We start from the raw sequence: 21,939 nt of genomic DNA, 5'->3' as shown, positions 1-21,939 counted from the left end.
GAACTCGCCCCCGGTCCCGGTCCCGATGCTATGCCGCTGCCTTGGCTGAGTCTGCCCGCTCGGCCCGCCGCAGCAGCATCGCGGCCAGCAGGCCACCGGCCAGCACAGCCACCGCGCCGACCAGCTGACTCGTCTGAAGGCCCGAGGCGAAGGCGTCGGAAACGCGGACACGTTCCGCAGGGCCGTCCGCGGCCGCCAGCGCGGCGGGCAGCGAGGCTGCGCCCACCACGGTCGGCACGAGCGCGGCGAAGCGGGAGTTCAGGACCGCGCCCAGGACGGCGACGCCGAGTCCGTTGCCGAACTCTGCGAGCGTGCCGTTCACACCCGCACCCACTCCCGCCTTCTCGGGCGGAATCGCGCTCATGATGGCGTTGGCCATCGCCGGCATGGAGAGCGCCACGCCCGCGCCCATCACCACAAGACCGAGCAGCATCCCGCCGTACCCGTGCCGACCGCCGAGGACCGCGATCGCCGCCAGTCCCGCGGCCACCAGGGTCATCCCGGCCGCGATGGTCCCCGGCGTGCCGAGCTTCGGCACCAGCCGCGCCCCGACGCCGGTCAGATTGAGGGCGACGACGGTCAGCGCGAGCGGCGCCGTACGCAGACCCGCGTCCAGCGGCCCGTATCCGAGGACGAACTGAAGGTGCTGGGTGAGCAGGAAGAGCGAGCCGCCCATGCCGAACGCGACGAGGATCGCACCCGCGACCGCCCCGATGAAGCGCTGGTTGCGGAAGAAGTGCATGTCGAGCATCGGATACGGGATGCGGAGCTCCCAGAGCACGAAGCCCACGAGGACCAGGGCGCCGACCGCGGCCGGAGCAAGCACGTGGGTGGAGGTCCAGCCGTGCCCGGGCCCGGAGATGATCGCGTACACGACCCCCGTCATGCCGATCGTGGAGAGCAGCGCGCCGAGCAGGTCGGGACGGTCCCCCTGGGGGTTTTTGGACTCCGGCACGAGCGCGACGACCGCGAACAGTCCGATCGCCGCGACCGGGATGTTGACCAGGAAGATCGCGCCCCACCAGAAGTGGTCGAGCATGACCCCGCCGATCAGCGGACCGGCCGCGAAACCGAGGGAGTTGACGGTGGACCAGAGGCCGATCGCCTTGACCCGTTCGGCGTCGTCGAAGATCTGCACGACGACCGCGAGCGTCGTCGTCATCAGCAGCGCGCCGCCGACTCCCATGCCCGCGCGGGCAGCGATCAGCTGAGTCGTTGACTGCGCGAGGCCCGCGGCGAGTGAACCCAGGCCGAAGAGTGCGAGGCCGCAGATGAGCATCTTCCTGCGGCCGTAGCGGTCGGCCGCGTTGCCCGCGGTGAGCAGCAGCCCCGACTGGACCAGCGAGTACGCGTTGATCATCCACTGGATGTCGGCGGTCGATGCGTCCAGCTCCCGGGTGAGGGAGGGGATCGCCACGCTGAGGACGGTGTTGTCGAGCAGCACGGTGAGCTGGGCGAGGCAGATGACGCCGAGGATCAGCCAGCGCTGCGGATGGCGGCCCGTGGGGGCCGTGCGGTTCTCGGCGGTCGTTGCCGTCATACACGCTCCTTGTACGGTGTACGGGATGTCGCCGTACACCGTACAAGGAATTGCCATACACCGTATAGGGCTACTTCTTCGCGGTCAGGTCGTAGAGGGTCGTGCCGTCCACGGTGACCTTGGTGAAGTTCGCCTCGATCCATGTGGTGATCGAGGAGCTGGAGTTGCCGCCGGGGCCGCCGCCCTGGCCGCCGCCCGCGATGAAGTAGTGGATCTTCCCGGCCGTGACGTACTGCTTGAACTGCGCGAGCGTCGGGGAGGGGTCGCTGCCGTTGAAGCCGCCGATCGCCATCACCGGCTTCTCGGTGGCGAGCTGGTAACTGGCGGCGTTCTGGGAGCCGATGGCCGCGGCGACCCAGGTGTAGTCGCCGGCGTTCTGCTTCAGCTTGGCCTCGACCTCGGCGTTGACGTTCGCGCCTCCGAGGAGGCCACCCATGCCGCCGCCCATGCCGCGCTCGCCCTGGCCGGGAAAGCCTCCGGGCATCTGGCCCCGGCCCGGTGCACCCTGACCCGGTGCACCCTGACCCGGTGCACCCTGACCCGTACGGCCCTGACTCTGGCCCGGCTGCCCGCCGTTCGGCGGCTGGCCCATGCCACCACCGGGGCCGCCCTGCTGGCCCTGCTGGCCGGGCGCCGGCATCCGGGCGCCCATACCGCCGGGACCGCCCCCGCCGCGCATACCGCCACCGCCCGGACCGCCCCGCATCGACGCCGGTCCCGCCGTCACGATCGACCCCGCGTGCCCCTCGCTCACCGTGGTGAGGGAGTACGCCACCGGCCCGGCCAGCGAAGCGGCGATACCCAACGCTGCGGCCCCCAGGGCCATTTGACGCCCGACCCGGCCCGCGAACAGCAGCCCGACCGCGGCCGCCAGACCGCCGATCAGCACCGCCCACCGCAGCCACGGCAGATAGTCCGAGCTCCGGCCGAGGAGTGTGTACGACCAGTACGCCGTCACCGCGACCGTGCCACCCAGGGCCGCCGAGCCGAGCAGTTTCGTCCGCTCCTCCCACAGCACGGTGGCACCCATGCCGACGAGCGCCGCGATGTACGGCGCCAGCGCCACCGTGTAGTACTCGTGGAAGATTCCCGCCATGAAGCTGAAGATCCCCGCGGTCATCAGCAGCGAGCCGCCCCAGACCAGGAAGGCCGCCCGGGCCGTGTCCGTCCTCTTGGCCCGCCAGGTGACGACGAGCCCCACGACGAGCAGCAGCAGCGCGGCGGGCAGCAGCCAGGAGATCTGGCCGCCGATGGTGGAGCTGAACATCCGGTCGATGCCGGTCTCGCCCCAGCCACCACCACGGCCGCCTCCGCCACCGCCCCCGGCCCCGCCCCCGCCGACGCTGCCGGTCTCGTTGCCGTTGATCCGGCCGAGACCGTTGTAGCCGAAGGTCAGCTCCAGGAAGCTGTTGTTCTGCGAGCCGCCGATGTACGGGCGCGACGACGCGGGCCACAGCTCGACGATCGCCACCCACCAGCCGGCCGATACGATCACCGCCAGCCCGGCGAGGGCGAGTTGGCCGAGCCGCCGCCGCAGCGTCGTCGGCGCGCACACCACGTACACCAGAGCCAGCGGCGGCAGGATCAGGAACGCCTGCAGCGTCTTCGTCAGGAACGCGAAGCCGATCGCCACACCCGCCCAGAGCAGCCACTTCGTGCGGGCGCCTTCGAGGGCGCGCAGCACGCAGTACACCGTCACCGTCATCAGCACAGTGAGCAGCGCGTCCGGGTTGTTGAAGCGGAACATCAGCGCGGCGACGGGCGTGACCGCGAGCACCGCGCCCGCGATCAGGCCCGCGGCGGGGGTGAAGCGCCGGCGTACGGCCGCGTACACCACAGCCACCGTCGCGACGCCCATCAGCACCTCGGGGACGAGGATCTGCCAGGAGCCGAGCCCGAAGAGCCGTACGGACAGGGCCATCGGCCAGAGCGCGGCCGGGGGCTTGTCGACGGTGATGGAGTTCGCGGCGTCGGAGGAGCCGAAGAAGAAGGCCTTCCAGCTCTCGCTGCCGGCCTGTGCGGCGGCGGAGTAGAAGGAGTTGGCGTAGCCGGACGCGCTGAGGTCGTAGAGGTAGAGCAGCGCCGTGACCAGCAGGAGGCCGAGGAAGACGGGGCGCACCCAGGGGGCGTCATCGGCCCGCCCGCGCCAGAGGCGGGCAAGCTGTCCGGCGCCGGTGCGGGCATGCGGCCGGCCCGCCGCCCGGGCCACCGCGGGCCCGTCGTGCGGAAGAGTCGTGGTCATCGGGCGTTCCTCACGTCGTAAAGAAGGTGGGTGGCGTCGGGCTCGTGGGGCGCGGCCGCATCGGCGGGCGCCGCGGGTGCGGCGGGCCCGTCGTCGCGCCGGTCGGGGAAGACCCAGGCCCGGAAGAGCAGGAACCGCAGCACCGTCGCCGCCAGGTTCGCTGCGATCAGGACCGTCAGCTCGGTGGCGTGCGACGGATTCCCCGCGGCCGCCGACAGGGCCGCAAGCGAGCCGCTCGTCAACGCGAGACCGATGCCGAACACGACCAGGCCCTGGGCCTGATGGCGAAGGGCGCGGTCCCGGCCCCGTACCCCGAAGGTGAGCCGCCGGTTCGCGGCCGTGTTGGCGACCGCCGACAGCAACAGCGCTCCGGCATTGGCGACTTGAGGTCCGGCCCCGGCCCTGAAGAGCGAGTACAGCAACAGATAGACCAGCGTGGAGAGGGCGCCGACGACGCAAAAGCCGACCAGCTGGCGGGCGAGTCCGCCCGGCACCCCGGTCAGCTGACGGTCGCGCGGATCGTCCCCGAAGGGCCGGGCCAGCCGGTCCAGCGGCAGCGCGCCGACCGCCAGCGCACGCCCCACCCGCCACACACCCTTGAGGTCCTCCGTCGCCGTACTCACGATGTGCACGGTCGAGTCAGGGTCGTCGACCCAGTCCACGGGCACCTCGTGGATGCGCAGCCCGGCGCGTTCCGCAAGCACCAGCAGCTCGGTGTCGAAGAACCAGCCGGTGTCCTCGACCATCGGCAGCAGGCGCTCGGCGACGTCGCGCCGTATCGCCTTGAACCCGCACTGGGCGTCGGAGAACCGGGCGGCGAGCGAGCCGCGCAGAATCAGGTTGTAGGCACGCGAGATGAACTCCCGCTTCGCGCCGCGCACCACCCGCGAGGAGCGCGCGAGCCGGGACCCGATCGCGAGATCCGAGTGACCCGAGATCAGCGGCGCGACCAGCGGCAGCAGGGCGTTGAGGTCGGTGGACAGATCCACGTCCATGTACGCGAGTACGGGAGCGTCGGAGTACGACCAGACGGTGCGCAGCGCCCGCCCCCGCCCCTTCTCCTCCAGCCGGTACGCCTCCACCTCGTCGATCGAGTGGGCGAGCCGGCTCGCCACCTGGGGCGTGCTGTCGGTGCTCGCGTTGTCCGCGATGGTGATCCGGAAGCCGTACGGGAAGGTCCGCGCAAGGTGGTCGTGCAGCCTGCGCACACACGGCTCGAGGTCGGCCTCCTCGTTGTAGACCGGGATCACCACGTCGAGTACGGGCAGTCCGGCCGTGTCGGCGAGCAGATGCTCCCGGGCCGGCAGGGTCCCCCTTGGGGTGTCGGTTCGCATGACATCGACACTCGGGGGGCGCGCTGTCACGGCTGTGTGATGCGCCTGTGCCCTGTCTGTGAGTCGTGCGCACGCGAGCCGGGCGCGTGCGAGGCGTGCGCGGGCGAGGCGTGCGCGGGCGAGGTGTTCATGTGCGAGGTGTGCATGTGCGAGCCGGGGGCGTGCGCTGCGTGCAGACGCACGGCGAAGACCGTGCGCCCCGGCTCGGACCGTACCCCCACTGTGCCGCCGTGCGCCGAGACCACCGCCTGCACGATCGCAAGCCCCAGACCGGTGGATCCGGCGTGCCGGGACCTGGACGCGTCGCCACGCGCGAACCGTTCGAAGATGTGCGGCACGAGCTCGGGCGGGACGCCCGGACCGTCGTCCTCGACCTCCAGCACGACCGCCGGGCCGCCGCATCGCACCCGTGCGGTGACGGTCGTCCCGGGTGGCGTGTGAGTGCGGGCGTTCGCCAGCAGATTGACCAGCACCTGATGGAGCCGGGCGCCGTCGCCCGGTACCGTCGCCGGTTCGACGGGCAGCTCGAGCCGCCACGTGTGGTCCTGGCCCGCCGCGCGCGCGTCGCTGAGAGCGTCCACGACCAGCGGGGAGAGATCAGTGCTCTCGTACGAGAGCGGGCGTCCGGCGTCGAGGCGCGCGAGCAGCAGCAGATCCTCCACCAGGCCCGTCATCCGGGTCGCCTCGGCCTCGATCCTTCCCAGGGCGTGCCGGGTGTCCGCGCCGACATGCTCGCGGCCGCGTCGGGTCAGCTCCGCATATCCGCGGATCGACGCCAGTGGTGTACGCAGCTCATGGCTGGCGTCCGCGACGAACTGCCGTACCCGCGTCTCGCTCTCCTGCCGCGCGCTGAGCGCGGAACCGACGTGCCCCAGCATCCGGTTGAGCGCCGCGCCGACCTGCCCGACCTCGGTCTGCGGATCGGCTTCGGCGTCCGGGACCCGCTCGTGCAGGGCCACCTCGCCGCTGTGCAGCGGCAGTTCGGAGACGCGTGTCGCGGTCGTGGCGACCCGCCGCAGCGGCCGCAGCGCAACACCGATCATCGCGGCACCGGCCAGGCCGGCGGCAACGAGCCCGGCGCCGGTGACGCACAGCTCGACCACGACGAGAGTGCCGACCGTGTCCTGGACCGACTTGGCCGGGATGCCGACGAGGAACGAGCCGTGCATTCCCTCCGCGTACTCGACGCGATAGTCGCCGAGCCCGCCCGGCAGTTCGACGCTGTGGGGATCGCTGTCGCGGGGCACGTCCGCCAGGGCACCGATCTGCACCTGGCTCAGCGGGTCCGCGGACGCGCCGGGCGTGTCCGCCTGCCGCTCCTTGCTGACCGCGGCGCCCGTGACCTTGCCGTCCTCGCCGAGCTTCGCCCCGAGCGTGCCGAACTGCTGCCCGCCCCGAACCACGAAGCCGAGCGGGTCGTCAGGACCCGGGCCCTGCTGCAGCGAACCGACGGGAGGTCCCGCCGCCCGCCTGGCCACATTCGCGAGCTCGCTGTCCAGCCGGTCGTACAGCGAGCCGCGCAGCGCGACCGTGGTGACCGTCCCGATCACCGCCGCCACCACCGCGATCAGCGTCACCGCGGAGACCACGAGCCGGGTCCGCAGCGACCATCTGCGCCGTCGTCCCCTGCTCACCTATTCACCGGGCTTGATCAGATAGCCGGCCCCGCGCCGCGTGTGGATCATCGGCGCCCGCCCCGCGTCGATCTTCTTGCGCAGATACGAGACATACAGCTCGACGACATTGGCCTGGCCGCCGAAGTCGTACGACCAGACCCGGTCGAGGATCTGCGCCTTGCTGAGCACCCGGCGCGGATTGCGCATCAAGAAGCGCAGCAACTCGAACTCGGTCGCCGTCAGATGGATGGACTGGCCGGCCCGACTGACCTCGTGGCTGTCCTCGTCGAGGGTCAAGTCCCCCACGGCCAGCAGGGATTCACTGCGTACGGTCGCGGCCCCGGAGCGCCGGATCAGCCCGCGCAGCCTGGCCACGACCTCCTCCAGCGAGAACGGCTTGGTGACATAGTCGTCGCCGCCCGCCGTCAGCCCGGCGATCCGGTCCTCGACGGCGTCCCTGGCGGTGAGGAAGAGCACCGGCACCTCGGGCAGCTCGCGCCGCAGCCGCCCCAGCACGGCAAGCCCGTCCATGTCGGGCAGCATCACATCGAGCACCACGGCATCGGGCCGGAAGTCGCGCGCGGAACGCACCGCGCCGGCCCCGTCCCCGGCGCTGCGCACCTCCCAGCCCTCGTAGCGCAGGGCCATCGACAGCAGCTCGCTCAACGCCGCCTCGTCGTCCACGACGAGCACCCGGACGGGGCTGCCGTCCGGCCTGAGCATTTCGGTACGCCCCTGGGGCGAGGTCGTGGTCATGCTGGTCACCTTGCGACCCCGCCCTGAGAGCCTCCTTGCACTTTCCTGTGAATTCCCTGAGAAAGAGCTGAGGGGGAGAAAGAGCTAAGGGACAGGGAGCGCGAACAGCCGTGCGCCGTTGTCGTGGCAGACCGCGCGCAGCCAGTCGTCTCCCAGCTCCAGCCGCTCCAGCGCCTGAAGTTGATGGGCGTACGGATACGGGATGTTCGGGAAGTCCGTCCCGAGCAGCACCCGGTCCTGCATATCCAGCAGCCGTGCCCGCTCCCCCTTCGGGAAGGGGCTGAAGCGCTCGCTGAAGTCGGTGAAGGCCATCGTCGTATCCAGCATCACACCGTCGTAGGACTCCGCCAGCTCCAGGAAGTCGGTGTACTCCGGCATGCCCATGTGCGCGACGACCAGCCGCAGTCGCGGATGCCGCGCGAGCAGCCGCCCCACCGGCTCGGGCCCGGTGTGCTTGCCGGGCACGGGCCCGGAGCCGCAGTGCATCACCACCGGGACACGGGCCTCGGCGAGCAGCCCCCACACGGGATCGAGCAGGGCGTCATTGGGGTCGTACGCCCCGACCTGGAGGTGCGCCTTGAAGACCCGCGCCCCACTCTCGACCGCCGTTCGTACGTACCGGTCCACGCCCTCCTCGGGGAAGAGCGTCGCGGTGTGCAGACACTCGGGCGTCCGCGCGGCGAAGTCCGCCGCCCAGCCGCCCAGCCAGGCGGCCATGCCCGCCTTGTGCGGATAGAGCATCGAGGTGAAGGCGCGCACCCCGAACTCCCGCAGCAGAGAAACCCGTTGCTCTTCCTCGTGGCGGTAGGTGATCGGCCACTCCATGCCGGTCAGCGGCCCGACCGCGTCGAAGTATGCCCAGACCTTCTTCAGGACCTGCTCGGGCATGAAGTGCGTGTGTATGTCGACGAGCCCGGGCAGCCCGAGCCGCCTCCAGAACCTCTTGACGTCCTCAGCCTCGCTCAAAGCCATAACTCCGCTCGACCCTGCCCACATGGACGGTGTAGCTGTCGTACCACTCGGCGCGTCCGCGCTTCTGCGCGGCCTGGTGATCGAGGTTGCGCTGCCAGGTGGCTATGGCTTCCTCGTCCCTGAAGTAGCCGACGGTGATGCCGAGTCCGCCGGGGGTGCGGGCGGACTCGTATCCGAGGAACCCGGGCACGTCCTTCACGAGTTCCTTCATCAGCTCGGCGGTCTCGGCGTATCCGTCGGGCCGCTCGGTCAGAACCGAGGCGAAGACGACGGTGTAATAGGGCGGTTCATGCGCAGTGACAGGCCTGATGCTCTTGATACTCATGACGTCCACCTTCCGGTCCCGGTCAGGCGGGTGTCCACCCTCATTGCCGTAAGGGATCCGAACGGGATCCAAGACTTGACCATCGGGTCGGCGCCGGTCAGAAGAGCCCGTCCTGCACGGAGTCGGGGCCGGTGCGGAGTTCGACAACGGGCACCGTCACCCCCGCCGCCGAGTCCGCGCCGACCAGCGCCCACCCGGTCATCAGCCGCGTATCGAGCACGACGAGCCCGTCCCCGGCGGTCCGCAGATGCAGATCGGGCCCGGCGGCGGCCAGCAGGCGCCCCGCGACCACCCCGCCGTCCACCAGCTCGCGCACCACGCCGGTCGCGGGCGGCAGCCCGTCGAGCCCGAACATCTCCCCGTGGTCGACCGCCTCGAACTCCAGCCGCTCCAGCGACTCGGCCCAGCCGGCGAGCCCGGTCGCGCGCCGGTGCAGCTCCGCCAGCTCGGCGGCCCGTTCCGCCGCGCCCGGCAGCGCGGTCCGCACGGCGCGCTTGTCGGCGTACGGAATCCGGTCCGGCACCCCCAGCGCACTGCGCAGCAGCTCCTCCGTCCGCCGCGCCGCCATCAGCGGACCGCGCCCCAGCCAGCTGAACGCGACGGCCCCCTGCTCGAGGAGCCGGACGGGCCCGCGCTGCTCGGCGGTGATGCCGACCTTGACCATCGCAGGACCGAACCAGGCGAGATAGACGCGGTACGTCCTGGGGTCGTCGGCGATGGTGTCGGCGGCCACCGAATGCGCCCGGTCCAGCCGCGCGCACTCGGCACACCGCGCCTGCGTCCCCCGCCCGGCGACGACGGCCCCGGACGGACAGGCATTCCCGCGCGCCCCGACACACCGCCGGGGCCCCTCGGCCCGGAACCCCAGCTCCTTTCCGCCGGTCAGCGGACTGACCGGGCCGCCCTCCCAACGGAGTACGGGCATCCGCGCCCCCTGCGGCCAGCTGAGCCCCGCGCACCGCCATGCCATTCACACACCTCCGGCCGAAAACGGGGAGGTTACCCGAGCCCACGGACACGGGTCGCGGCCTTGTGCCCGGTTGCCGCGAACGGGCGCCGGCTGCCGTTGCTCGGCGCCGACTGCCTCAGCTGCCACCTGCCCGCGCCGCAAGACCACGGCGCAGACACTCGACCAGCCGAGCGGCGATGCTCCCGTCGGGGTCGAGTCGGGGATTGAAGATCGTGACATCGAACCCGACGGCCCGCTCGTCGGCAAGGGCCGTGCGCAGCACGCTCTCCAACTCGGTCCAGCTCAGCCCACCGGGCAGCCGGTAGTCGACCGCGGGCATGACCGCGTCGTCCAGTACATCGACATCGAGGTGCACCCAGTACTCGCCGAGCCGCCCCACCGCGTGCCGTGCCGCCGCGGCGGCCCCCACGGCCCGCACCCCGTCGAGGTCGACCGCATGCAACGCGTCCGGCAACGGCTGCATCCCGGCCCCGGCCGACTCGGCTGCGTCCCGGAACCCGAGGACGACAACATCCTCGTCGGCCACGAGCGGCCCGAGTCCCTCCAGATCGCTGAGCACCCGCGGCCCGCGCCCCGTCGCCAGGGCGAGCTCCATCGAGGCCACCTCCCCGGTCGGCTCGGCGTCCGGCTGGTAGAAGTCGCAGTGCCCGTCCAGGAACAGCAGGCCATAACGTCCACGCCGCCTCAGCGCGAGCAGGTTGCCGAGCAGAATGCTGCAGTCACCGCCGAGGACGAGGGGGAAGAGCCCGCGGTCGATCACCTCGCCGACACGGTCCGCCAGCCTGCTGGAGTACTGCGCGATCCCACCCGGATTGAGCATCCCGGAGCCGGGGTCCCGCCTCGGGTCGTACGGGGGTGCGTCAACGCGCCCGCCCGCCAAGGCCCCAAGGCCGTCCGCCAACCCGGCCCCGAGCAGGGCCGCGGCCATGCCCTGCACGCCGGTCGGCCGCAGCCCGAGGACTGACGGGGCCTCGATGATCGCGAGCTCTCGCACTGGGCACCCAATCGTCGGCGGGGAATGCCCATTGTGGTGCGTACGGTCCTCATCGGACCGCACCGTCACCACCCTCGGCGGCGTCGGCCCGCCGCTGTTCCGCAAGGCGTCGTCGGGCCTCGTCCCAGCCGATCGGCAGCTGTTCGACCGGGACTTCCCAGAACGTGAACGTCGACGTGCGCATCGTTGCGCGCAGCGCGCTCATGATGCCGCGATGCGGCTCGGTCCTCGCGTACGCGTACAGAGCGTCTCGGCTCTCCCACGCGGACAGTGTGCAGAAGACGCGCTTCATCGGCTGGGCGACGAGGGACGCGCCCAGGGCTCCCGGCGCGGCGCGCACCTGCTTCCACGCAGCGAGAGACTTCCAGAAGAAGCGGGGCACGTCCCTGAGGGTTCGCACCTCGAAGCGGGAGGCCATGACGTAAGCCTGAGTGTGGGGCGGAGCCGGGTTCGGAGTGACCCAGGGAAGTGTCGGCACCGTACTCCTCGCCTTCATAGGAAGTGGCACTATCCATATTAGAGAGTCACACTCTCCAATTGCCAGCCGAGAGCGAGTAACAGGTGCGTATTTCCGAACTGAGCCGCCGCAGCGGGATACCGATCACGACGATCAAGCACTACCTCCGCGAAGGCCTGCTGCCCCCCGGCCGGGCGACGGCCGCCACCCAGGCCGACTACGGAGATCTGCACCTGCGCCGCCTCCGGCTGATCCGCGCGCTCATCGGTGTCCGGGGACTGTCGATCAGCGCCACCCGGGACGTCCTGAGCGCCGTCTCCGAACACGAGGCCGACACCCACCAGGTCCTCGGCCTCGTCCTCGGCGCCAGGCCGGTCACGTTGACCGACGCCGAGGAGTCCGAAGAGGCAGCAGACCGTCCGGGCATGGCCGACACGGACGCCCTGCTGTCGGAAATGGGCTGGGACGTCTCGCCCCACGCCCCGGCCAAACAGGTCGTCGCCGAGACCCTGGAGACCCTGCGCTCACTCGGCCTGACCTACGACTGGCGCTCCCTGGTCCCGTACGCCGACCTCGCCCAGCGCACCGCCACCCTCGACCTCGACCAACTGGACCACGCCGCCGACACGGTGGAGCGCGCCGAGCGCGCGGTGCTGCTGACGCTACTGCTGGAGCCGGCACTGCTGGCGCTGCGACGCCTCGCCCAGGAGAACGAGTCGGCGAAGCGGTACGGCGGTTGACGTCCCCTGCCGGGCAACGCAAGAGGCCCCTTGGATCTCTCCAAGGGGCCTCTTGTCTGTGTGCACTCGGCAGGATTCGAACCTGCAACCTTCTGATCCGTAGGATCGGACACCGCCTTGCAAGGGAGTCTCGCGGTCTCCTGAGCCGATCGCCGCGGTCGATGATCATCAGCCTTTGTGTGCTGTCGTTGCCATCAGCGCTGCCGTCATTCCGAGAAGCGGCCGACTGGCCCCGTCTTCTCAGTTGCCGCCGCTGCGTGACCTCCTGCTACCAGATGCTGCCGTACGTCATTCAGATACGCGGGTTGCGCTCGTACGTGGACGATTCATCCGGGAAGTCGTCGGGAAAGACTTCGCTCACGACGTCGCCCTGAAGCACACGCAACAGGTACGTCCCCACAGGGCCATCAAAGAGATCAAACTCGTCGCCACGCCCGATGACGGTGAGGACGGCCCACTTGCGGGGATCCGCGTTCGGGACCAGGAAGCACATGTCCGCATTGTCCGTACCTCCCCAGCGGACCAGCTGAGCCGGTGCCACTCCGCGTTGTGACAGCAGCTCCTGGATGTGCGGACGCGTGGTGGCCATGGTTTCCCTGGCGATGAGAGTTCGGGTTACCAGATCGACGTTCTCGTTGTTTGCGCCCGCACGGTAGACGCGCAGGAAGTCATCGAACTTGGCGCCTCCGAACACGTCGAGGAAGCGCATGAACGAAGCCGGGAAGGTGACACCGAGAGCCGCTTCGGCGGACTCCCAATCGTTGATCACCGGTCCCATCTCGCCAGTTGCCGGAAGTGCCGCCAAGAGTTCCAAGTCAGTCATGATCTGCCTACTGGTTGATGATGGTTTGGTCGATGTCGAGGCCACCGCCCTTGGCGACGACATGGACACCTGACGGGATGAGGTCTGACGGGTTTCGATACATAGGAGTGGCCAAGTACTTCACATCATGGCCAGCATCTACAACGGCGTATATCTGCTTCTCCATCTTCTGCATGACTTCATTGTTTGCCTTGTCGTACATGATGACGATGTTCTCTGGCGCCTTGCCGTCGCCCCCTAGAGACCTGGCGAGCAGGTGCCCCCGAGTGTGACCGGCTGTATCACCGCCCCAACCGGGAGGTTGCACGCGTCGGCCGGCCTTGGAACCCGTGTCGAGCATCGACTTAGTGATCGTTGTGTTAACGCCTTGGGCACGTCCGACGCCGTCAAGGGGCTGGCAGTAGTGGGGAGGTTGCCTCGCTGCCCCGTAGCCACCCCCCTGGCCGACACGCAGCAGGGGCTGCCCAGGACCGAGGGGTGGTATACCGGCCATCGCCAGGCGCGGGCCGGCGATATCGATGGGTATTCCCTGAAAGAACCTGTTGATCCCGCCCGCTTCGGATATGGCTTGCGCAGACTTTCCCAATCCACCGAATGCACCGCCGGTGGCCGCGCCGTAGAACCCTGCGCTCTGAGCTTCATCGAGGTTGAAGCCGTCCTGCATGCCGAAGTTGATCGCCATGTTCTGCGCGACGGCGAGGTCGACGGTGACGGACTCGATGCCTGCGAAAGCAGCAGTGACAAAGGTGGTAGCGGCGATGTCGGCGACCACGGTGGAGAGAGTCACCCCGAGGGTGGCGGCAAGTTCGATGATCGTGACCGAGGCTGCTGCGGCAGCGGCTTCGGACACACCGAAAGTGAAGATGGCGAGAGCGGTGCCCGCAACGATGGTGGCGCCGACAATCTCCAGTTCATGCTCGAGCTTTTTCTTGGCGTCAGCCACGGCATCGGCGTACTTGTCCAGCCCGTCCGCCAGGGCACGGGGACCGTCGATGAGGTCCTGAAGCCAGCCCTTCTTGTCGTGGTAATAGCGGCGCCAGAACGGGTCGTCAAAGGCCGATATGGCCTCTCCCGTGTTGTTGTGAATCAGAGTTTGTGCGGCTTTGTTGGCAGCGGCGGTAACGTCCTCCATGTCGTCGGCGAACTTCCGCCAGGCCTTCGCCATGTCCCGCAGCTTGTCCTCGTCAGCAGCCGGCCAATGTATCCCCGTGAGATCCTGGACAACTTCCCGGACCTTGTCACCCGCACTCACTGTCCTTGGCCCCGGTCGTGATTGCCGAGATCGTCATGCTTCTCGCGCGGCTTAGGCACGACCTTGCTGAACATGGCGCGAATCAATTCGTCATTTTCGATGTGCCCGTCCGCCATATCGGTCATGGCCAGATGGATGCTGACCAACCCCTCGGCAAGGATCATTGACGAACGCATAATTGCGGTGATGTTGGGGGCATAGATACCGTGGAACTTCATCCCTGGATCGTCGTCTCCCCAAGCCGCACCGGCCTCGGACAGCGAAGTCGTGAGTGTGGTGAGGGCCTTGACCAACGCCGTGCTCTGCTCGTGAAATGTCGGAGCAACCGCCTTTAGATCAGCGGTCTTGATGTTGAGGACCTTGCCGTCATCACCCATCGCAATCACCCCTCCGTTGATTCGTTAGCCGTACGACCTTAATGGGCGAGATTCGTTCACGAGTGCGACCCGCGGAAAGACTTGGTAAAGATCCACTCCGGGTGCGTGTCTCAATCCGCGCCGTCCAACACCATCGTCGGCGCTACGCTGCGGACCACAGCTGACAGGGGTCGTCCCCACGTCCGATCACCGTGACAGCCCGGCGTTCCCCTTGGCTCACCGGTCGGGTTGCCATCAACAGGCGTACCGGGCGGCCTGCTGTGCACTCGGCAGGATTCGAACCTGCAGCCTTCTGATCTGTAGGATCGGGCAACCCCTTGCCGGGGTCTGCGGCGGCCTCGTGATCTGCTCGCCCACGTAGGCCCTCGGCAGTCTCTGTGTGCCGTCGTTGCCGTCAGCGTTGCCGTCACGCAGGGGTTCTCGAACATCGGTGCGCCATTTCACCGGCCTGTCCAATGCACTGGCGGCGGCTTTCGTGGGGACCTCGACATCGGGCTACCCTGCGGCCCATGGCTGAGGCTTTCGTCACCGGTGGCGAACACCCGTCGTGCGGCATCTGCCCCTCACGTCGCTTTCCGCTCGGCGAGTTCGACGTGGTCGAGCGTCCCTCCGCCGACTGCCCGTTCAATCCTGCGGACGGGCACCGATACACAGCGGCTGGAGTGCCCGTATGCGTACACCCGGAGAAAGTCGGCCTGCCGCCTGGTCGGTACAGGACTGAAGGCGTGCCGTTCACGGTGGAGCTGCGGTTGCCGGACAGCCCGTCCCAGTTGGATGCGTACCTGTACGAGGTGATGCACAGCGCAGCACCCGGAGTGCTCGAACTGCTCATCGAGCAAGCCACCCAGGAGATCCCGCAGGTCTTCCCCGAAGTGGACGTACTCCAGGCGCTGCGCCGCGCGCTCAATTAACCGCGGGTGGCAAATCCGGGGGCGAACTTACGGCCGCCCTGAAAGATGCCCAGCGGCTCGTACTTCGCGACCACGACCGCCTTCCGCTTCATCGTCTCTTCCTTGCCGATCCAGAACCGCTCGCTCAGCGGTCCCCACGCGGCCCGGTAGACCTGGTGCGTGTAGTCGCCGTGGTCCCATCCGCCGATCTGCTCTCGGTCGGTGGCGTGCACGAACTTGATTCCGGTGCGCTCCTGGACACGGCTGAGCACGGTGAACTGCGCCGCGAGGGCGTGAATCATCTCGTCCACGGGGACGGAGACGGGAATCTCGGCGGCCTGCTCATCGCCATCGGTCATCTCATACACGGCCGACTTGATGGCCATGGCCCGAAGCGCCTCCGGGAAGAGCGGCACGGTGTCCGTCTCCACATCGAAGCCGTCCACCAGGGCGTAGCCGGTGAAGCTCTGCCAGTCCTCGTCGTACTTCGCGCACGCCGTGCGCAGCCGGGCGAACTCCGGGTCCGCCTCGATGATCCTCACGATTTCCCGGGCTCGCACCGCGACCCGCTCAGGGGCGGGACGTACTAACGTTGCGGACACTGCTGCACGCTCCTTCGGTTGGGTGCATCGGTTGACCCGTCCGGCTGCCGACCGCCGTCACACGGGACAGCCGGGCGGGAATCTGTCGCCACGCATATGGCGTGGGACCTGGCCGCTTCGAAGAGACACCTCCCGCGGCCAGGAGGCGTTCATGTGGTCGGGCTGACCAAAGCCACGCCGAGGACGAAGCCGACCGACCCTGAAATAGCGATGATGAGAATCGGTTCGGCGTAAAGGCCGAGGCGGGCCGTCAATCGCCTCACTGCGACTCGCCCCCGCTCTGCGCGTTCGCTGCTCGAACCTGGTCGCTCACTGTGGTGCCGCCCGTTGAGGCTTTCGCGGCGCGGTGTTGCGGGCACTGGCACGGCGGGTAAGCCATCGATCCCGGGGGCAAGTCCAGCCCCTCCGTCGTGTCGATTCTCAGCACTCCGCCGGCTCCGCGTTCCTCGGTCAACTGGGCGAGCAGTGCCCGCGCTTCGCTTCCCATAACTCAGCCCCTCATGGACGACTGCGGCGAGCGTCTCGCCGATCTCTCCTGCCTCTACGCAACCGCCCGACCACGCACAGCGGTACCGTTGCAGCAACGTCGGGACTTGAAAGCCTTGAAAGTTCTTAAGAGCACGGGGAGTTGAGGTCATGGCAAAGCGCTTACCGAACATGGCGCTTGCCCGGCTGCTGACTGAGAGCCGCTGGACGTACCGCCAGTTCGCGCGCGCGGTGAACCGCGTCGGCACCGAGACCGGCTTCCCGCTCCGCTATGACGAATCGGCGGTGAGCCACTGGCTCGACGGAACCACTCCCCGCAAGTCGGTTCGGACCTGCATTCTCGAAGCTCTGTCGCGACGGCTCGGCCGCCCCGTCACCCACGCCGAGGCAGGCCTGCCAATTCCCACTGATCACTCCCCCACGGCTGCGGATACCGTGGAAGGGATGATCGACCTGGGGAGGCAGGACATGGACCCTTCACGCAGGAGCGTCCTGGGCGCCGGTCTCTTCTCCGTCGCGTTGACCATCCCCGGCTGGCCCGATGTCGTCGGCCGTGCTGAGGCCGTTCAGACCGGCCGAACCTCACGCATCGGCATGAACGAGGTGGACATGGTCATCTCCATGACTGAGCGGGTCTCGGAACTGGACGACCAGTTCGGCGGTCGGCACGCCCGCCCCATGGCAGCGTCGTTCATGGTCAACACGGTGGCCGCGTATCTGCGGGCGGATGCTCCGGAGCACGTACGGCAAGCGATGCTTTCCGCGGCCTCCGACCTGCTGTATCTCACGGGCTACATGGCGGTGGACGAAGGGCTCCACGGGCTCGCGCAGCGCTACTACGTCAAGGCCTTGGAGCTGGCCGGTGCGGCGGGGGATCACCTCACGTACTGCACCACGCTGCGCGGCATGAGTGTGCAAGCGGTGGACCTGCGCCACGGAGCCAAGGCCATGGAACTGGCCGACGCAGCTGCTGCCGCCGCCCCGAAGGCTGGGCCACGCATGCTCGCCTTCCTCGTCGGCCAGCAGGCCCACGCCTCCGCCCAGACCGGAGGCCGCACGAGTGCGCTGCGCTATATCCGTGAAGCCGAAGCTGCCATGGACCGCGCCGAGTCACGCGGAAAGGCGTTCGGCTCTTACGACCCGTCTTCGCTCAACTATCACGTCAGCCAAGTCCGGTACGAACTCGGCGACAAGGCCGGGGCAGTCGAGGCTATGCAGCAAGCGGACGAGCTCCGCCCCAGCGTCTATCGGCGCACCCGGGTACAGCGGCGCGGCCTGCTGGCTGAACGGCAACTGGAGATCGGCCACCTGGAAGCGGCCTGCGCTACCTGGAACCTGGCACTCGACGACTACCCCAAGGTCCAGTCGGGCCGTGCTGACGATCGCGTGAAGACCATGCTCAGCCTGATCCGCCCCCACTTGAAGACTGCTGCGGCCCGAGAACTCCACGACCGTGCCCGCGCTGTCGCACCCTCTGCGCTCGTCGGCTGACCAAGCGCGGTACGGGTTGACGTCCGCACACTCGGGGCGACGGCGGCGATCCCGCGACATCACGACGCATATAGAGGGCTGCTTTGTAAGCCTGGCGCCGATCACAGGCCGGTCTTGGCTGGTCAACAGGCGTACAACAGCGCTGGGCCTGTCGGCGCTTTCCTGCACCGTCTCGCGCCCCAATTGACCGTGACTGACCGCTCGATCTGGCACGGATCTGGCACGAGCGTCGTCGCCGACACCTGCCTTGTAGGTTCGCTCCATGGCTCAACCTTGCTCGAAAACGCTGCCCTCGCTCGGCAGAGATGTCGCAGACTCGGTTCGTTCGCTACTGCGTCGTCCGCCACCGTTGATGTCACCTGGTGATGTCACCCGAGCTCAGTTGCGGCGCGCGCTCGCTGGCACTATGCCCACGTGACAGACTTCGCGCGCATCGCGGCAGACACCGCGGCCTACTACCGAGCACTCGATGAAGGGGCCACCCAGCGGCACCACTTTCGCCATGCCGACGAAGAGGGCGGACTGTGGTACATCGAGGGCGTCCCCGACGGCGCCGAGTTGATCGTCGTCAAGCAGGCCGAGCTCACTTCGGACGGCGGTCTCTACCGATACTCCTGGGAACACCTGGATGATGAACACGGCGGCCTGACAGACCGAGCGATCGATCCGGAGGAGGATCCGTTGGAAGTCATCACAGCCGACGACTTCCAGCGTCTGTGGACCCGCTAAGCCTGGAACCACCGCCTTAGGAGCGTGGTGGGGCGATCGTGGGCGTGACCTGGGAGCGTCAGCTTTCGGCAGGGCCGGGCTATCTTCTCTCCTGCTCGCCTTGATTCACCGTGACTCTCCGTCTCTTCTGGCACGGGAGTGGCACGGCCACTTGCGGTCTGTAGCTGCTGGTGCGACGCGTCAGACTCACGGCCCGGTACCGTCCGGTGGCTAGGGCACTCGCCGGTGGGAGCTCATTCCGGTGACGAGCTGCCCCGAAGGGCGAGCGGCAATGTTTGCTTGGCACGGACTGTCTTGCCGCCCGCGCGCCGCACGTACGCTCGGATCGAGTGCGTCTCGTTGGGCCATGTCGCCTGGCTGGCCTCAGCCAGGGAAACCACGTGAGCATCCGGACCCGGTCGGCGATCAAGTCGGATCGGTGAGCGGTCAGCAGGGCGAGATTGGCGGCCAGTTGGGCGGGCACGTCGATGGAGCTGAAGTCGCGCCGCAGGCGCGCGGTGTCGGCGATGACGTAGGCGTCACGGGCGTCGGTCTTGGCTTCACCGCGGTAGGCACCTGACATGCGGTTGACCGTGCGGCCGGGAACGTAGACCGCTTGTTGGCCGTGGGCGGCGAGTAACGCCAGCAGCAGGGCGGATGCTGTGCCGGCGATGTCCACCGCCCAGTGCACCCCGTCAGCGAGATCGAGGATCTCGCCGAGCGCGGTGAGAATCGAGGCCTCGTCGTTGGGAACCTTCCGGCTCCAAACCGTTGCCCCGGTGTCGTCGACCGCGGCCAGCCAGTGATGAGCCTTACCTGCGTCGATCCCGACCCAGAGCCGGTTCAGATGCTCGATCATGTGTGCCTCCTCAGCGTCGGGCAGCATGCCGTTCGGCCCGAGGAACACCCGCCGTCAGCTCCGTAAACAGCGACCAATGCGCACATCTCAATCAGCGGCCGGGGCGTCCCGGAGAATCGGGCGGCCACTCCACCGGAGCCACCTGCGGCAAGCGGTTTTAGAGCCACACCCGACTCCCCCGGACCGCTGAACAACTTACGGAGCGGCTGGGCGGGAGCTGCCATGGGGCGAGAGATCGGGGCCCGTAAGCTTTCCGCGACTCGGGCAAGGGGCCGACGCCAGGACGATCATGGAAGTCCTCGGACACAGCTCGATCCGCGTGACCATGGACGTCTACACGTTCGTCCGGCTGGACACCCAGCGGGCCGCCTTCGACCGCGTCAGTGATGCGCTGGCAGGCGTTGACGGCAACCGGCAGGACGGCGATGACGGTACGGCTGGAGTAATCGCCGCGATCTAGAAGCGGTTGCCGTCAACCACCTCCGTCAAGGCAAAAAGCAGAGGCCCTGTCGATCTCTCGACAGGGCCTCTGGCCTGTTGTGCACTCGGCAGGATTCGAACCTGCAACCTTCTGATCCGTAGGCGCGTGCCCCCTGCCTGTAGATCCCGCCGATCAGCCGCTCCGCAGCTACGATCCCGCATTGCGTCGGCACACGGGTCCGCGACTGTGCGTCGGTGTACGTGGCTGTTGATGTCAGCGATTGATGTCAGGGCGCGACGCTCTTTTCGCTGGTGAGGTCACCATTGGCAGAACGCCACTGTTGCGTCACCCCCGGACCCCGTGTCTGGTGCGAGCCTAGATGGATGGACTGGTTGTTCAGCGCCGCGGCGAGGTCGGGAGGGAGGCGTCGTGGCCTTGGCTTCTGGTCAGCTTGGTAGCTGATGTGCAGCCTGCGAGGTGAATGCGTGCATATGGCCCCGAAATCGTGTCAGATGCGGCACCATACGATCACCGCCAGTTGACAGAGCTCACCGCCACTGACACGAGATGGGGAACCCGGTTGCCTTCTTTTCAGTTCTGCATCTACGAATTTGGGGTTCGGCAGCACAATCGAAAAAATTCCAGTCGCCCGGTAGTCGAGTTCAACTCCAGGAGGCACGATCTCCTCGACTCGCTCCGGCGCTTCATGCGAGACGGCCTCGGAGTCAAGGGAATCACCTTATCCCATGGTGAGCATTACATCCGCTTGATGGGCATGGACGAAGAGCACAGGACTCTTTGGCCAACTGTAGAGTCGGGTCGCTTCGGAAACACAGGGAAAGTGGTCAACACGGCGACGGGGGATGACGCATACTCTATCGGCAATGAAGATGCCCCCACTTACCCGCTACGCCAGTTCTTCGTGGTGCCGCGATCTGGGCACTCAGCCCTCTGGGTAACCGAGGTGATAGGTCATTCCTCGGCGATAACGTCGCTATGGACAACGTTTAGCGACTGGTTCAGGGCCGAATATGACAACGATAGGCTTGTTGTTCGCCGCTCCCCGCTTCAGAACACTGATGCATGGAAAGCGTTCATAAGCGAGTCTGAGCTGCACGAGGTTAAGTTTCTGGCTCACGTTGCCGACTCTGACGGCGCTGTGGGAATCAAAACAAAAGAGTTCACAGCGAAGAGCGGCTGGGGCAGGCAGCTCCCGAAGGACTGGATATCGCGGGCATACGCTAGGGAACTTCCGCCAAGTGCGGTGTTCCACATCGAGGGTCTGCCGGAGCCAGATGAAGTGCACCTCGAAATCGAGCGAGAAGGCAAGAGTCGGACAATCGTCGTAGGGCGAGAGTTTCCGCGTTTCATGTACCAAGTCGAGACCCCGGACGGCGAACGCCCGGACGATGCCACCTTCAGAAGGGAGGTACTGTCAGAGGTAGGTGCTTCACTGGAGCTCATGGGGGTCAGCCAGGGAGACTGGCAGGCGTGACCTGAGGCCGAGGAGCCGGAGGGAACATGAGCGCCAAGTGGAGCGTCGCAAGCATCGCGCGCGCGCACTTTGCCACCTACACGGACGCGCGTTCTGGGAAAATGCTCCCTTCAGATTACCTGTCGTTTCTAGGGGGGCCTGGGGTAGTGGCTCTTGTCGCGTCTATCATGGCGAGCGCCGGAAAATTTCAACTAATGGACGTGTCCCGCCTCTTAGGGGGGATTGGTGTATTCACCGGCCTGCTGTTTGGCCTTCTGACCAACACATTTACTCTAAGCCTGCGCGTTCGCAGGGATGAAGGTCTTGATTCCGAACATGTAGTCGTGAAGCAGGTTGCAGAGTTATTCGCAAACCTTGGCTGGTCTGTGATTATCGGCTGCTTGCTGGTGAGTCTCATTGTGGTAGCGGGTGCCACGCATCCGGCAAAGGCAGCTCTAGGTCCCTGGTGGACAGGCGTATTGGTATTCCTCTTCCTGCATCTGATGATGACAGTCTTGATGGCGCTCAAACGCCTTTGGTATGCACATCAGAAGATTGCAGACCTTCCCCCCAAAGGCAGGTAAGCCTCCCAGCGTCGTTGTCTCATGCG

At 67.6% G+C, this 21,939-nt stretch carries 21 protein-coding genes and 1 pseudogene; 7 read left to right on the top strand and 15 right to left on the bottom strand.

Annotation, left to right across the window (positions count from 1 at the left end; all coding sequences use genetic code 11):
- Positions 1-28: 28 nt before the first annotated feature.
- From OG729_RS20450 to OG729_RS20405, 10 genes are all read right to left on the bottom strand, one after another.
- Entirely contained in the window at positions 29-1,540 is a 1,512-nt protein-coding gene (locus OG729_RS20450; RefSeq protein ID WP_405807543.1) for an MFS transporter, read from the bottom strand.
- Positions 1,541-1,610: 70 nt separating this feature from the next.
- On the bottom strand, positions 1,611-3,782 hold the full coding sequence (locus OG729_RS20445; RefSeq protein WP_405807541.1) for an ArnT family glycosyltransferase: 2,172 nt from the start codon (positions 3,780-3,782) through the stop codon (positions 1,611-1,613).
- Complete coding sequence (locus OG729_RS20440) at positions 3,779-5,116, bottom strand: glycosyltransferase (protein ID WP_405807540.1); 1,338 nt, start codon at positions 5,114-5,116, stop codon at positions 3,779-3,781. The genes OG729_RS20445 and OG729_RS20440 overlap by 4 nt, the downstream gene beginning before the upstream one ends.
- Before the next feature lie 26 nt (positions 5,117-5,142).
- The gene (locus tag OG729_RS20435) at positions 5,143-6,750 is read right to left on the bottom strand and encodes an ATP-binding protein (protein ID WP_405807539.1); all 1,608 of its coding nucleotides are present in this window, start codon (positions 6,748-6,750) and stop codon (positions 5,143-5,145) included.
- On the bottom strand, positions 6,751-7,488 hold the full coding sequence (locus OG729_RS20430; protein WP_360872964.1) for a response regulator transcription factor: 738 nt from the start codon (positions 7,486-7,488) through the stop codon (positions 6,751-6,753).
- Between the two features lie 84 nt (positions 7,489-7,572).
- Complete coding sequence (locus tag OG729_RS20425; protein WP_405807537.1) at positions 7,573-8,484, bottom strand: amidohydrolase family protein; 912 nt, start codon at positions 8,482-8,484, stop codon at positions 7,573-7,575.
- Positions 8,441-8,785 carry an antibiotic biosynthesis monooxygenase gene (locus OG729_RS20420; protein ID WP_360872958.1) on the bottom strand — a complete coding sequence of 115 codons (345 nt, stop codon included), beginning with the start codon at positions 8,783-8,785 and terminating at the stop codon, positions 8,441-8,443. The genes OG729_RS20425 and OG729_RS20420 overlap by 44 nt, the downstream gene beginning before the upstream one ends.
- A gap of 97 nt (positions 8,786-8,882) precedes the next feature.
- Complete coding sequence (locus OG729_RS20415) at positions 8,883-9,755, bottom strand: DUF2797 domain-containing protein (RefSeq protein ID WP_360872955.1); 873 nt, start codon at positions 9,753-9,755, stop codon at positions 8,883-8,885.
- Positions 9,756-9,870: 115 nt separating this feature from the next.
- Positions 9,871-10,749 carry an arginase family protein gene (locus tag OG729_RS20410; RefSeq protein ID WP_360872952.1) on the bottom strand — a complete coding sequence of 293 codons (879 nt, stop codon included), beginning with the start codon at positions 10,747-10,749 and terminating at the stop codon, positions 9,871-9,873.
- Positions 10,750-10,798: 49 nt separating this feature from the next.
- The gene (locus OG729_RS20405; RefSeq protein ID WP_360872950.1) at positions 10,799-11,227 is read right to left on the bottom strand and encodes a DUF3291 domain-containing protein; all 429 of its coding nucleotides are present in this window, start codon (positions 11,225-11,227) and stop codon (positions 10,799-10,801) included.
- Between the two features lie 83 nt (positions 11,228-11,310).
- On the opposite strand from OG729_RS20405, the gene OG729_RS20400 reads away from it, so the two are divergent.
- On the top strand, positions 11,311-11,946 hold the full coding sequence (locus OG729_RS20400) for a MerR family transcriptional regulator (RefSeq protein WP_405807534.1): 636 nt from the start codon (positions 11,311-11,313) through the stop codon (positions 11,944-11,946).
- Between the two features lie 292 nt (positions 11,947-12,238).
- On the opposite strand, the gene OG729_RS20395 is transcribed toward OG729_RS20400, so the two are convergent.
- The 3 genes from OG729_RS20395 to OG729_RS20385 all read right to left on the bottom strand — a co-directional run bounded on the left by OG729_RS20395 (position 12,239) and on the right by OG729_RS20385 (position 14,398).
- The gene (locus tag OG729_RS20395) at positions 12,239-12,760 is read right to left on the bottom strand and encodes a hypothetical protein (RefSeq protein WP_405807533.1); all 522 of its coding nucleotides are present in this window, start codon (positions 12,758-12,760) and stop codon (positions 12,239-12,241) included.
- 16 nt (positions 12,761-12,776) lie between these two features.
- On the bottom strand, positions 12,777-13,934 hold the full coding sequence (locus OG729_RS20390) for a DNA/RNA non-specific endonuclease (protein ID WP_405807531.1): 1,158 nt from the start codon (positions 13,932-13,934) through the stop codon (positions 12,777-12,779).
- Between the two features lie 83 nt (positions 13,935-14,017).
- The gene (locus OG729_RS20385; RefSeq protein WP_405807530.1) at positions 14,018-14,398 is read right to left on the bottom strand and encodes a hypothetical protein; all 381 of its coding nucleotides are present in this window, start codon (positions 14,396-14,398) and stop codon (positions 14,018-14,020) included.
- A 509-nt stretch (positions 14,399-14,907) separates the two neighbouring features.
- Between OG729_RS20385 and OG729_RS20380 the strand changes: the two genes are divergently transcribed.
- Positions 14,908-15,309 (top strand): hypothetical protein, encoded by a 402-nt coding sequence (locus OG729_RS20380; RefSeq protein ID WP_405807529.1) that lies wholly within the window; start codon positions 14,908-14,910, stop codon positions 15,307-15,309.
- Here the strand turns inward: OG729_RS20380 and OG729_RS20375 are convergent.
- Entirely contained in the window at positions 15,306-15,890 is a 585-nt protein-coding gene (locus tag OG729_RS20375; protein ID WP_405807528.1) for a hypothetical protein, read from the bottom strand. The genes OG729_RS20380 and OG729_RS20375 overlap by 4 nt on opposite strands.
- A 636-nt stretch (positions 15,891-16,526) precedes the next feature.
- On the opposite strand from OG729_RS20375, the gene OG729_RS20370 reads away from it, so the two are divergent.
- Both OG729_RS20370 and OG729_RS20365 read left to right on the top strand, forming a co-directional pair.
- Positions 16,527-17,867 carry a tetratricopeptide repeat protein gene (locus OG729_RS20370; protein ID WP_405807526.1) on the top strand — a complete coding sequence of 447 codons (1,341 nt, stop codon included), beginning with the start codon at positions 16,527-16,529 and terminating at the stop codon, positions 17,865-17,867.
- A gap of 414 nt (positions 17,868-18,281) precedes the next feature.
- Positions 18,282-18,596, top strand: a complete 315-nt coding sequence (locus OG729_RS20365; RefSeq protein ID WP_405807525.1) for a hypothetical protein — start codon at positions 18,282-18,284, stop codon at positions 18,594-18,596.
- A 382-nt stretch (positions 18,597-18,978) separates the two neighbouring features.
- On the opposite strand, the pseudogene OG729_RS20360 reads toward OG729_RS20365, so the two are convergent.
- Positions 18,979-19,434 (bottom strand): annotated as a pseudogene (locus OG729_RS20360) (IS110 family transposase); the annotation flags it as partial.
- 289 nt (positions 19,435-19,723) lie between these two features.
- Here OG729_RS20360 and OG729_RS20355 point away from each other — a divergent pair.
- The 3 genes from OG729_RS20355 (at position 19,724) to OG729_RS20345 (ending at position 21,913) form a co-directional block, all read left to right on the top strand.
- A complete protein-coding gene (locus OG729_RS20355; RefSeq protein WP_405807523.1) occupies positions 19,724-19,894 on the top strand; it encodes a hypothetical protein in 171 nt (56 codons plus the stop codon).
- 499 nt (positions 19,895-20,393) lie between these two features.
- Entirely contained in the window at positions 20,394-21,350 is a 957-nt protein-coding gene (locus tag OG729_RS20350) for a hypothetical protein (protein ID WP_405807522.1), read from the top strand.
- A gap of 26 nt (positions 21,351-21,376) precedes the next feature.
- Positions 21,377-21,913 (top strand): hypothetical protein, encoded by a 537-nt coding sequence (locus OG729_RS20345; RefSeq protein WP_405807521.1) that lies wholly within the window; start codon positions 21,377-21,379, stop codon positions 21,911-21,913.
- The last annotated feature ends 26 nt before the right edge of the window (positions 21,914-21,939 follow it).

Source organism: Streptomyces sp. NBC_00210 (assembly GCF_045160975.1).
GTDB lineage: Bacteria > Actinomycetota > Actinomycetes > Streptomycetales > Streptomycetaceae > Streptomyces.
This window is presented reverse-complemented; position numbering and strand designations above follow the sequence as displayed.

Coding starts and splice junctions, on each gene's coding strand:
- OG729_RS20450 (WP_405807543.1), bottom strand. CDS start 1,540: ATGACGGCAACGACCGCCGAGAACCGCACGGCCCCCACGGGCCGCCAT.
- OG729_RS20445 (WP_405807541.1), bottom strand. CDS start 3,782: ATGACCACGACTCTTCCGCACGACGGGCCCGCGGTGGCCCGGGCGGCG.
- OG729_RS20440 (WP_405807540.1), bottom strand. CDS start 5,116: ATGCGAACCGACACCCCAAGGGGGACCCTGCCGGCCCGGGAGCATCTG.
- OG729_RS20430 (WP_360872964.1), bottom strand. CDS start 7,488: ATGACCACGACCTCGCCCCAGGGGCGTACCGAAATGCTCAGGCCGGAC.
- OG729_RS20425 (WP_405807537.1), bottom strand. CDS start 8,484: ATGTGGGCAGGGTCGAGCGGAGTTATGGCTTTGAGCGAGGCTGAGGAC.
- OG729_RS20420 (WP_360872958.1), bottom strand. CDS start 8,785: ATGAGTATCAAGAGCATCAGGCCTGTCACTGCGCATGAACCGCCCTAT.
- OG729_RS20415 (WP_360872955.1), bottom strand. CDS start 9,755: ATGGCATGGCGGTGCGCGGGGCTCAGCTGGCCGCAGGGGGCGCGGATG.
- OG729_RS20390 (WP_405807531.1), bottom strand. CDS start 13,934: ATGGCGAAGGCCTGGCGGAAGTTCGCCGACGACATGGAGGACGTTACC.
- OG729_RS20385 (WP_405807530.1), bottom strand. CDS start 14,398: ATGGGTGATGACGGCAAGGTCCTCAACATCAAGACCGCTGATCTAAAG.
- OG729_RS20380 (WP_405807529.1), top strand. CDS start 14,908: ATGGCTGAGGCTTTCGTCACCGGTGGCGAACACCCGTCGTGCGGCATC.
- OG729_RS20370 (WP_405807526.1), top strand. CDS start 16,527: ATGGCAAAGCGCTTACCGAACATGGCGCTTGCCCGGCTGCTGACTGAG.
- OG729_RS20355 (WP_405807523.1), top strand. CDS start 19,724: ATGGAAGTCCTCGGACACAGCTCGATCCGCGTGACCATGGACGTCTAC.
- OG729_RS20345 (WP_405807521.1), top strand. CDS start 21,377: ATGAGCGCCAAGTGGAGCGTCGCAAGCATCGCGCGCGCGCACTTTGCC.